Consider the following 11,070-nt stretch of genomic DNA (forward strand, 5'->3'; position numbering starts at 1 on the left):
GGGCGGTGAAGGCGCGGGCGAGCGCGGCGGCGACCTCCGCGGGCACGAGCGCGGAAACGTCCCCGCCGTGGCGGGCGACGTCCTTGACCAGCGAGGAGGACACGTGCGCATGCGTGGGGGCGGCAGCCAGGAAGAAGGTCTCGGGGGCGCCCAGCTCCCGGTTGAGCAGGGCCATGGGCACCTCGGCGTCGAAGTCGGTGCCGTTGCGCAGGCCCTTGACGATCGCGTCCGCGCCCCGCCGAGCACAGAAGTCGGCGAGCAGGCCGGGGACCACGGCGACCTCCGCCCCCGGAATGTCCACCAGGGCGAGGCGGGCCAGGGCGACCCGCTCCTCAATGCTGAACAGGCGGGAGGAGTCCTTGGCGGCGTTATGGGCGATGCCCAGGATGACGCGGTCGAACACGCTGGCAGCGCGGCGTACCACATCGACGTGCCCGAGGGTGATCGGGTCGAAGGTTCCGGGGTACACGGCGAGCGTCACGCTGCGAGGCTAGCGGAACGGCCCCGGCGGGTGGGGACGCGCGCCGAAGCCGGGGAGTCGGCGCAGGCACCCGGCCGGCAGCCAGGAGGCCGGCCGAGGGGGCGGCAACCGGGATTACGGCATCAGGCGGGCTGCACGCCCAGCCAGGCCTCCACGACGACCGGCCGGGGCGCGGCGGCGGCCTCCGGGCGCACGTCCGGGCCGCAGGAGCGCGTACCGATGCCGTGGTGCAGGGCGTCCAGGTGCAGCCACAGGTGAGTGTCGGGGCACAGCTCCTCCACGTGATCGGCGGCGGTGAGGTTCTCCAGGCTCCACGGGCTCAGCGAGAAGGCGACCGGGGCCGTGGAGGGGATCACGACGGTCAGGCGCCCGGCGTCGCCGTCGAGTTGCAGACGGCGCAGTCCGGGCCGGGTACCGCCCTCCTGGGGCCGCACCGGCTGCTGCCACAGCGCGGACACGTCGCCGGTGAAGACACCGTGGCGTACGGCTCCGGCGAGGTCCGCGTAGGCGGGCGCGGGGCCGGTGCCGGCCCAGGTGGCGTGGATCAGGTCCGCGGGCAGCCCCAGCCGTACCCCCAGGCGGGGCAGCACGGCGGGCAGGTCCCCGGTGGGGATGATCTGCGTGCGCAACCGCAGCCCGCCGGCCACGGCGGTCAACGTGGTGGTGGTCTCCAGCGCCCATGCCTGCTCGGCTGCGCTGACGCGGCTGCGCACGACGACGGCGTCGTCCTCGACCACGGTGGACACGTGGCGCTCGGCCGCCAGATGCAGGCGGGCCTGGCGCCAGCGGTCGGCCGCCGAGGGGCCCGGGCGGCCGCCGCCCGCACCGAGGTTGGTGCGGCTCGGGGGCACCTGCCAGTAGTCGATGGCTCCGTGGCCCTCGTCGTTGTCGGTGGGGGCGCGCCAGACGGTGGTCAGCGGGCCGACGACGTCGAGCCCGCCCAGCTCCAGGAGCCGCCCGCAGTTGTCCAGGCGGGCGGGCCCTAATTCGATGCCACCGCGCACCCGGACCGGAGGCTCGCAACGGCCTGGGGTTGTCGGGCGGCCGGTTCCGGCCGGCGCGGACGGGGCCGGCAGGGTCGCCTCCCGGGTGGATATGACTCGGCGTCCGGCGGCGTCGGTGCAGGCCACCTGGGGCAGCAGCGGGGCGCCGTCGACCGGATCGACCTGGCGGGGGCCGACGTCCGCCACCCCGGGGATAAGCGGGTCCAGCACGGCGGTGAGCACGTGGACGGCACGGCCGGCGGCCCGGGCGCGGGCAACGGCATCGGCCAGCTCGGGCACGTCCAACAGCGTCTCCTCCCCCGCGGCGAGTTCGGGCAGCGGGCATTCGCCGGAGGCGGCAGCGCCCAGGAGCGTGAGCCCGGCCGGGGCGGCGGCGCCATCCGTTCCGACATGAGCGGCTGCGCCGGGGTCTTTTACGGCCAGAGCGAGGCCGTCGGCGGTGGACACTTCCACAGTCACCTGCCAGGCGAGCGTGAGTGCGGCGGTGGCGCGCGTGTGGAAGCGGTTGCGCACCCGCACCGTGCCGAGGCTCCCGGCCTCGCCCGCCCAGGCGGCCAGGACGGGTGCGACCGCATTGGCCCAGGCGGTGGTGCCGGCGCTGGGCGTGGTGTCGGCAGAGACGAGCCCGTCGCACACGAAGTTGCCGTCGTGCACGGGTTCTCCGAAGTCGCCGCCGTAGCGCAGGGCTCCGGCGGCCTCGGGGCGGGGGTCAACCAGGGCGTGGTCGCGCCACTCCCACACGAATCCACCCAGGTGGCGGGGATTGGGCTCGACCTGCGCGGTGTAGTCCTCGATGCCGCCGGGGCCGGTGCCCATGGCGTGCAGGTACTCGCACATGACGAACGGCAGAGTGCGCACGTGCGCGTTCTGCGCGGGGGCGAGGTTCGCGGCGGCGTGCCCGGGCACGGCCACCGGCGTGCTGGCGGGAGCGTCGACGTCGACGAGCGCACCGCTGACGGTCTCCTGCCCGCGTCCGACGACGGCCTCGACCTCCTCCAGGGTCGGATACATGCGCGAGTGGACGTCGGTGTAGGCGCCGGCGAAGTCCGCCTCGTAGTGGATCAGGCGGCCGGGGTCGCGGTGCTTGATCCACTGGCTCATGGCGGCCAGGTTGCGGCCGGTGCCGGACTCGTTGCCCAGGGACCACAGCAGGATGGCGGGGTGGTTCTTGTCGCGCTCGACCATGCGGCGGGCACGGTCCACCAGGCGTCGCGCCAGGCGGGGTCGTCGGCGGGGTTGCCGCACCAGCCGTGGGCCTCGAAGCCGTGGGTCTCCAGATCGCACTCGTCCATGACCCACAGGCCGACCTCGTCGGCCAGGTCGAGCAGGCGCGGGTGGGGTGGGTAGTGAGAGGTACGGATGGCGTTGACGTTGTGGGCCTTCATGGCCGCCAGGTCGGCGCGCGCCCAGTCCTCGTCGAAGACCCGGCCGCGGTGGGCATTGACCTCGTGCCGGTTGACGCCGGCGATGATCAGGCGCGTTCCGTTGACGCGCACCTGCCCGTCGATCACCTCCAGGCGGCGGAACCCGGTGCGCAGGCGCACGGTCTCCTCCCGGGCGGTGATCACCAGGTCGTACAAGCGCGGGGCCTCCGCGCTCCAGGCCTCGACGGCGGGGGCGACCAGGCGCGCCGTACCGGGGTCGGTCAGTTCGGCGTCCAGGCCCAGTTCGGGTAGCTCGACCCGCACGGGAAAAGCCGTGGGCGGGGCGGCCACGTCGACCTCCAGGGTACCGGCGCCGGTGGCGGGATCGTAGTCGGCGTGGGCGAAGACGTCGTCGATCCTCCCGGCGGGCCGGCGCAGCAGGGTGATGTCGCGGAAGATGCCGGGCAGCCACCACTGGTCCTGGTCCTCCACGTACGTTCCCGGCGACCACTGGGATACCCGCACGGCCACGGTGTTCTCCCCGGGACGCAGGAGCCCAGTCACGTCCAACTCGGAGGGCAGGCGCGAGCCTGGGTGGTGCCGACCCAGGTGCCGTTGACCCACACGGAGGCGAAGGACTCCACCCCGTCCAGGCGCAGCACCTGGAGGGCGCCGGAGTCTTCCAGGGACCAGTCGGCAGGGAGGGTGAAGGTGCGCACGTGGTCCGCGGTGGGGTTCTCGTCGGGCACATAAGGCGGGTCCACCGGAATGGGGTACTGGACGTTGGTGTACCAGGCAGGCCACGCTCGCCTTCGCCGGTGAGCACCCAGTGGGCGGGCAGGTCGATCTGGCCCCAGGGGCCGAGGGCGGCGTCGGCGGGGTCGAAGTCGGGGGCGATGGGTTCGCCGCGCTCGTCCAGGCCCTCGGGGTGCGCCTGGGAGTGCAGACGGAAGGCCCAGGTGCCGTTCAGGCTGAGGCTGGGTGCGTTCGTGTCCTCGGGCGCGACCCAGGCGCGCGGCGGCAGATGGCGGCCGCGGCCGGGCCCGGGCACGGTGGGGAGGAGCCAGTCATGGGAGAGTTCGCGCACTGCGTCCGACTGCGGTCCCCGCAGCCCGGTGGCGACGGTTGCTGACGTGTCCGACATGTATTTCCCTTCCGGCCTCGCTGGAACGGCGCCGCCTGTGTGGTCGCGTGTCCGCGGCAAGCCTACTGGCGCCCCGCACAGCCCGGACGAGCTCCCGGCGCGCTCAGAGTGACTTGCATTGTCGCAAACGGTCACAAACGCACTCCCCGCCCCGAATCGCAATTCGCCAATCATTGGAATCATGCGGTTCTGGACTCGACTCGGGCAGCCGAATCCGCCGTTTGTGACCATTTGCGACAATGATCCCGGGGATGGCACCTGCACTGGGGCTTGCGAGCGTCGACAGCCGATCCTCTAGGCTCGCCCCATGACCAGGATTGTGGCCGGGAGTGCCGGCGGACGCCGGATCGACGTGCCCGCGGCCGGCACCCGCCCCACCTCCGAACGCGTGCGCGAGGCCCTGTTCGGCCGGCTGGAGCACTACGGCGTCATCGCCGACGCGCGCGTGCTGGACCTGTGCGCGGGCTCGGGCGCGCTCGGCCTGGAGGCCGCCAGCCGCGGGGCCACCGACGTCACCCTGGTGGACGTCTCCCGCCGCGCCACCCGCATCTGCGACGCAACATCCGCGCCCTCGGCCTTGCCGGGGTGCGCAGCGCCACGGCCAAGGTGGAGGCCTTCCTGGCCGGGCCGGCGGGCGCGCCCGTGGATCTGGTCCTGCTCGACCCGCCCTATGACGTCGACGAGGCCACGCTGGCGGCCATGCTGGCGCCGCTGTCCCGCCGTCAGGACCCGTGGCTGGCACCGGGCGCGGTGGTGGTGGTCGAGCGCTCCTCGCGCTCCCCCGAGCCGTCCTGGCCGGCGGGCCTGCGCCGCTTCTCCACGCGCAAGTACGGGGAGACCACGCTCTGGTTCGCCGAGCCCGACGACGACGCCACGTCCGGTGGAGAGCCCGCCAAGCACTGACCCCTCCCGAGACGCGGCGGCTCACGAGGAAACTGCACCCGCCGTCACGTGGCGGCGGGGCAACAAGGGTCAGTAATGGTAGCGGGCCTGCAAAATGATGAGGTCCTCACCGTCGACCAGGTAGACCAGTCGGTGCTCCTCGGTAATCCGCCGGGACCAGGCGCCGGGTGCCCCGTACTTGAGCTGTTCGGGCTTGCCGATACCGGCGAAGGGTTCGCGCAGGGAGGCGGCGATGAGCGCATTGATGCGCTTTAGCGTACGGCGATCAGCCGTCTGCCAGTAGCAGTAGTCCTCCCAGGCGGACGCCTCCCACACGAGCCTCATGAAACCATCACCAAGCGAGCGCAGCCGCGTGGTTCATCTTCAGTCGTCGAGGTCGAGCTCGTGGGTCTCGACCCGTCCCGCGCGGGCACGCTCATAGGAATCCAGCAGGCGGCGGGCGTTCTCGGGTGAGCGGAAGAGGTAGGCGGTCTCCTGCCAGGCCGCGTACTCGTCAGCCGACATGAGCACGGCGTTGCCGCGGCGGGAAACGATCTCAACTGCGTCCCGGTCCGCATTGACCCGTTCAATCAGCGGGAAGAGGGCGCGCCGCGCCTCGGTGGCACTGATCGACATGGCAACCTCCCAATGAGCGACGCCGAAACCAAGTGGTACAGGTTTATGGTACCGGCTGGTGGAGCGGGACGGCAATGTCCATTACCAATCCCGCCCGCTACGAGCCGCGACACCAGGTCCGCCGACGACGGCGCCACGTCCGGTGAAAAGCCCGCCGCACGCTAAACCTTCCTGAGCCGGGGCCGGACCGATCCGGCCCGCTGGCCCCGCACCGGTGCGCGCCCGGCGCGTCAGGACCGCTCCAGGTAGGCGCCGGCCTCCTCGTCCAGCCGGTCGGCGATGGCGGCGGCCAGATCCCGATGCTCGGCCAGCATCGGGTCGGCGGCGATGATCGTCTCCGCCTGCTCCCGCGCCCGGGCGATGAGCGCACCATCACGGCTCACGCGCAGCAGATCCAGGTCGCTACGCCGCCCCGACTGGGCAGCGCCGAGCACATTGCCCTCGCTGCGCAGCTCCAGGTCGGCCTCCGCCAGTTGAAAGCCGTCGCCGATGTCTCCGAAGGCCTTGAGCCGGTGGTAGGCGGGCGATCCGACCTCCACCCCGGTCACCGCCACGCACACGGACTCCCGCTCACCGCGCCCCACACGCCCACGCAGCTGATGCAGCTGAGACAGGCCGAAGCGGTCGGCATCCAGGATCACCATCATGGAGGCGGCCGGCACATCCACGCCCACCTCCACCACGGTGGTGCACACCAGCACCGGGGTGCGTCCGGAGATGAAGTCCGCCATGGCGGCATCCTTCTCCGCGGCGCTCATCCTCCCGGACAGAGTGCCGATGCCCAGGCCCGCGAGCGCCGGCTCGGCGGCCAGCCGCTGCGCCCAGTCGACGACGGCGGCCGGCGGCCGAGCCGGGGGCGCCTCCTGCACCAACTCCCCGCCCTCGTCCAGCAGCGCGTCCGGGGGCTCCGGCTCCTCCTGGTCGTCCCCGGCGGCGTCGGAGTCGTCGCCGTCGATGCGCGGGCACACCACATACACGCGTCCGCCGGCGGCCACCTCCTCGGCGGCGCGCCTCCAGATGCGTTCCACCCAGGCTCGCGCGTCCAGGGCACCAGCGTGGTGGTGACCGGCCGGCGGTCGCCGGGCAGCTCGTCGAGCACGGCCGTGTCCAGGTCCCCGAAGATAGTCATGGCGATGGTGCGTGGAATGGGGGTGGCGGTCATGACCAGCAGGTGTGGGGTGCGCTGGGTGCCGGTGACCGGGTCGGTGACGCCGCCGCGTTCGCGCAGGGCGTCGCGCTGGGCGACGCCGAAGCGGTGCTGCTCGTCCACCACGACCAGCCCCAGGAAGGGGATCTGCACGGTCTGGGACAGCAGGGCGTGGGTGCCCACCACGATGGTCGGCTCCCCGGCGGCCAGGTCGGCCAACAGCTGGCGACGCTCAGCGGTCGAAGTGGATCCGGTCAGCAGGCGGACGCGGGTGGCGCGCGGTGCGCCGTCGAGCATGCCCGCACGCCCGAGCGGCCCCAGCAGGGCCTCCAGTGAGGCGCGGTGCTGGGCGGCCAGGATCTCGGTGGGTGCTAGCAGGGCGGCCTGCCCACCGGCGTCGACCACCTGCAGCATGGCACGCAGGGCGACCAGGGTCTTGCCGGATCCGACGTCGCCTTGGAGCAGCAGTTGCATGGGGATGGTGGAGTTCAGGGCCTCGGCGATCTGTCTACCACGCGTGCCTGCCCGGCGGTGAGCGTGTACGGCAGGGCGGCGTCCAGGTCGGCCAGCAGGGATTCCTTGCCGGGAAGGGGCCAGGCGACGGCCGTATGCTCGGCGGCGTGCTGAACGCGTCGCTGCACCAGGGCGGCCTGCAGCACGAAGGCCTCCTCGTGGCGCAGGCGGCGGCGGGCGTCGCGCCACTGGCTGGCGTCCTCGGGGGTGTGCACCCACCGGTAGGCGGTGTAGGCGTCCACCAGGCGCTCGGCGGTGCGCACCGGCTCGGGCAGCGGCTCGGGGACGTCCGCGGGGCCGATCTGGTCCAGGATGGTGCGCACGGCCCGCCCCACCAGCCAGGAGGGCAGGGACTCGGTGCCCGGGTAGATGGGCATGGGGCGGGCCAGCAACGCCTCGCGTTCGACGTCGTCGAGCTCGTCGAGTACCTGGAAGCGGGTGCTGGCCAGTTGCAGGCGACCGTGGTGCAGCCCGACCTTGCCATACAGCAGCACCGTGGTGCCGGGGGCGAGCTGGGCGGCGTGGTGCTGCATCTGGCCGGGGTTGCCGAACATCACCAGCCCCATGGTGGTTACCCCGTCGGTGACGGTGGCCTCCATCAGGGCCGGCGGCCGGCCGGAGCGGGTGCGGCGGGCGGCGGCGTGCACGACCTGCGCCTGGATCGTGGCCTGTTCGCCGTGCTTAAGGGTGCGCAGGTCGGTCAGGTCCCCCCAGGTGTCGTAGCGACGTGGGAACAGGCGCAGCAGCCCCCGTGGGGTGGTGATGCCCTGCTTGGCGAGCTGGGTGGCGGTGGTCTTGCCGATCAGCCGGTCTAGGGGGCGGTCGAGCAGAGGCACGGCGCCGCGCGGGCGGCGGGCGCGACCGGGGGTGGCGGTCATGGGCGGCTCACCCGATGGCGAGCAGGACGTCGGGGGTCGACTGGGCGCCCGCGTGGACGACGACCTCAATGCTGTCGGGGAAAAAGCCCTGCCGCTCGGTGTAGCGGGCGACGGCCGCGGCGGCCATGGCGCCGACGTCGGGCAGGGCGTCACGGCCGAGGATGACGGTGACCAACTCGTCGTCAGGGCGCAGTGCGGCGGTCAGGGTGGCGGCGACGGCGTCGGCCTCGGCGTCCGGGCCGGTCAGGGCGGTGGTGCGCACGGCCGCGGCGACGCCGCCCGCCCGCGTAGCCAGCTCGCCGAGTTCGGTGTGCTCTGTCTGCCCGGCCACGGCGACGGCGGCCGCCAGGACCCGGGCCTCGTCGTCGGTGTCGCAGACTAGCAGGCGCAGGCCTTCGGGGACGATGCGGGCGGTCTCGCCGTCCCCGGCGCCGCGCACGGAGGAGACGGCGGAACGGGCGGCGAGGAAGCGGGCCGCCTCGTGCGCGCTGGCGGCTGCCTGCGGGTCGCACGGCAGGACGATGGCCTGGGTGGCGCCGAGGTCGCCGGCGGCGCGGACGATGCCGTCGCGTTCGGGGTCCAGCACCACGACGGCACCGGTGCGGGCGAACTGCTCAATCAGGCCGGGAGCACGGGTGCAGGCGATGACCCCGACGCGGTGAGGGGCGGGGCGCGTGACACGGTGCGGGCCGTCGGCGGGTGGCGTGGTGGCGGTATCCGGGTCGCGTTGGGCGCGGCGGGCGGCGAGGCGCTCGAAGGAGACCACGCGGCCGTCGGCGGGGGCGGAGGTGGGCAGGGGCGGCTCGTCGGCCTCCCAGGCGGGGGCCAGCGCGAGCGCTGTCGGGTGCAGGTGGTGGATGCAGACTTGGCGGGCGCGGCCGCGGCGGGGCAGGGCGGCCCGGGGGGTGTCGGTGTGGACGTGGACCTGGAACATGCCCACGCCGAGTGCATCGGGGGTGCCAACCACACCCACGGAGTCACCGATCGTCTCCAGGTCGCGGCGCAGTTCGGTGGCCTGGGCGGCGGTGGCCTCCAACAGATACATGACCTCGAACTCGCCGGTGGAGAAGGAATCGGCGTCGTCGCGTGCCCCGGCACCGTGGGCGGCGCCGGCGACCAGATCATCGAGCATCTGCCGGGCCACGTCGGTGCAGGGCAGCGCGAACGGGACGGACACGGCCGTCGCGCCCGGGGAGGCGGGCCTCGTCCCGGAGACGGCGTCCGCGGGGCCGGCGTCGATGGTGTCGGACAGGCAGGTGTACATGAGCATGAGGGCGGCCCCGCCGGCGTCGACGGCGCCGTGTCCCAGACCTGCGGTCTCCACCACGGACTCCTGAGCGCCGAAAGCGGCGGAGGCGGAGACGGTCGATACGCTCGCCGGAGCGGCGGCGGTGGACTCCACAAGGGCGGCGCGGGCGCCGGCGGCGGCGTCCTGAGCGACGGTGAGCAGGGTGCCCGCCACCGGCCGGGATACGGCGGCCCAGGTGGTGGTGGCGATGCGCTCATAGGCGTGTACCAGCTCGACCGGGCGCAGCACCGTGGGGTCGGGAGCCTCGGCGCACACGTCCGCCAGGGCGGCCAGCACCTGAGAGATGAGCAGACCGGAGTTGCCGCGGGCGCGCGGACGGCGCCGTCGGCGGCGGCGCGGGCGGCCTGGGCGAGGTCTGCGCCGGGCGGCAGAAGCGCCAGGGCGTCGCAGGCGGAGCGCACGGTGAGCAGGACATTGGTGCCGGTGTCGGCGTCGGGGACCGGGAAGACGTTGAGGAAGTTGACCAGCTCGCGGGTGGACTCGGCGACCGACCGGGCCGCGTTCAGCCAGGCATGCAGCAGCGGCGCGGTGATGCCGGATGCGCCGGCGTCACCGGCACCTGTGCGATCTGCCACGCCACTCCTTCCCTGTGCTCGTTGCCCGCGCAATGCCGAACCGCGTCAACGGCCGGTGCGCCGGGACTGGCGCACCGGCGACTGCGGACCTAAGGTCAGATTAGTGGTTAACGGGGCTTTGTGCTGCTGCGGGCGCCGCGGCGTGTGCGCGAGTCCATACCCGCTCCGCTTGGGGCGGCGGGCCGTTTCCGCTAAAGTGCTGGAGTTGCCCGCGACCCGTGTCGCCGGGCGGTAGACCCGGCGCCGGGCAAAAGGCTCGCGCGCTTACACCAAGAAGATTCAGGAGTGGAACCGTGGCTGCTGTGTGCGACGTCTGCGGCAAGGGCCCCGTCTTCGGCAAGAGCGTCTCGCACTCCCATGTGCGGACCAGCCGCCGGTGGAACCCGAACATTCAGCGTGTACGTGCTCTCGTGAACGGCACCCCCAAGCGCCTCAACGTGTGCACGTCCTGCCTCAAGGCCGGCAAGGTAACGCGCAACATCTGAGCGCGTGCCGCCCGCTGGCAGGGCACTTGAGGCCGCCGTCCCGCACCCGCGGACGGCGGCCTTCTCTTTCGCCCTACCGACCTGGGTTATCGGTGCGAGCGTGGTGCTTTAGACCGGCGTGTCGCGGGGATGCCCGCTGCCGACCTCCCCGGTTTGGACCGCTTGCCCCTGTTTGGACCGCGTAAGTCTGTTTGGACCGTCGTTGTGTGCCGCGTGGGCGGTCCAAACCGACGTAAGGGGTCCAAACCGACGTAAGGGGTCCAAACCGACGTAAGGGGTCCAAACTCGGGACGGTGCGGCGTCGATGCGCAGTCGATGCAGGCCTGGAAGCAGGCATGGCCGGGAGCGGAGACAGGAGCAGGCGGCCCAGCATCAGGCGACCCGGCGACCGAGGTTCGGCGGGTGGTGTGTATCCGCCGCTGGGCGTGTAGTGGTGGTGGAGCCGGGCTTCCCCCTCTCATCGGGGTATGGCAGACCGGCCAGGGCCCTTGCCCGTGTGAGACGGTGTCCTCACCGCCCGGAGCGTGTTTACCCGCGAGAGTCAAGCACCGCCCCGGATTAACCTCCCAGACCACAACCACCCCGACCCTCCCACACCACACCAACCAAAACCCCGACCCCAAGCAAACCCGCTCACACCGACAACTCGCCA

The 11,070-nt window shown here is 72.7% G+C and carries 6 protein-coding genes and 3 pseudogenes; 2 read left to right on the plus strand and 7 right to left on the minus strand.

Going from position 1 to position 11,070, the window contains the following annotated elements:
• The 3 genes and pseudogenes from coaD to BW737_RS20090 form a co-directional block, all read right to left on the minus strand.
• The coding region (coaD, locus tag BW737_RS13490) for a pantetheine-phosphate adenylyltransferase (RefSeq protein ID WP_099330394.1) at positions 1 to 481 on the minus strand (481 nt) is incomplete at its 3' end.
• A 122-nt stretch (positions 482 to 603) separates the two neighbouring features.
• On the minus strand, positions 604 to 2,139 hold the full coding sequence (locus tag BW737_RS16335) for a beta-galactosidase small subunit-related protein (RefSeq protein WP_420835761.1): 1,536 nt from the start codon (positions 2,137 to 2,139) through the stop codon (positions 604 to 606).
• A pseudogene (locus BW737_RS20090) lies at positions 2,128 to 3,613 on the minus strand (glycoside hydrolase family 2 TIM barrel-domain containing protein); the annotation flags it as partial. The pseudogene BW737_RS20090 and the gene BW737_RS16335, both read right to left, overlap by 12 nt.
• Before the next feature lie 687 nt (positions 3,614 to 4,300).
• Here BW737_RS20090 and rsmD point away from each other — a divergent pair.
• A pseudogene (gene rsmD, locus BW737_RS13500) lies at positions 4,301 to 4,896 on the plus strand (16S rRNA (guanine(966)-N(2))-methyltransferase RsmD).
• Positions 4,897 to 4,965: 69 nt separating this feature from the next.
• Here rsmD and BW737_RS13505 read toward each other — a convergent pair.
• From BW737_RS13505 to BW737_RS13520, 4 genes and pseudogenes are all read right to left on the minus strand, one after another.
• Entirely contained in the window at positions 4,966 to 5,220 is a 255-nt protein-coding gene (locus BW737_RS13505; protein WP_086614396.1) for a Txe/YoeB family addiction module toxin, read from the minus strand.
• Positions 5,221 to 5,259: 39 nt separating this feature from the next.
• Positions 5,260 to 5,511: a type II toxin-antitoxin system Phd/YefM family antitoxin gene (locus BW737_RS13510; RefSeq protein ID WP_086614397.1), complete on the minus strand. Its 252-nt coding sequence runs from the start codon at positions 5,509 to 5,511 to the stop codon at positions 5,260 to 5,262.
• Positions 5,512 to 5,741: 230 nt separating this feature from the next.
• Positions 5,742 to 8,049 (minus strand): annotated as a pseudogene (locus BW737_RS13515) (ATP-dependent DNA helicase RecG).
• Positions 8,050 to 8,056: 7 nt separating this feature from the next.
• Positions 8,057 to 9,634, minus strand: a complete 1,578-nt coding sequence (locus BW737_RS13520) for a DAK2 domain-containing protein (RefSeq protein WP_257210856.1) — start codon at positions 9,632 to 9,634, stop codon at positions 8,057 to 8,059.
• 592 nt (positions 9,635 to 10,226) lie between these two features.
• Between BW737_RS13520 and rpmB the strand changes: the two genes are divergently transcribed.
• Positions 10,227 to 10,418, plus strand: a complete 192-nt coding sequence (gene rpmB, locus BW737_RS13525; protein ID WP_073327266.1) for a 50S ribosomal protein L28 — start codon at positions 10,227 to 10,229, stop codon at positions 10,416 to 10,418.
• Positions 10,419 to 11,070 lie beyond the last annotated feature (652 nt).

The organism is Actinomyces ruminis, from assembly GCF_002154335.2.
GTDB lineage: Bacteria > Actinomycetota > Actinomycetes > Actinomycetales > Actinomycetaceae > Actinomyces > Actinomyces ruminis.

What these genes read in the sequence shown, in the direction of transcription:
- BW737_RS13505 (WP_086614396.1), bottom strand. Translation starts at nt 5,220, where the DNA reads ATGAGGCTCGTGTGGGAGGCGTCCGCCTGGGAGGACTACTGCTACTGG.
- BW737_RS13510 (WP_086614397.1), bottom strand. Translation starts at nt 5,511, where the DNA reads ATGTCGATCAGTGCCACCGAGGCGCGGCGCGCCCTCTTCCCGCTGATT.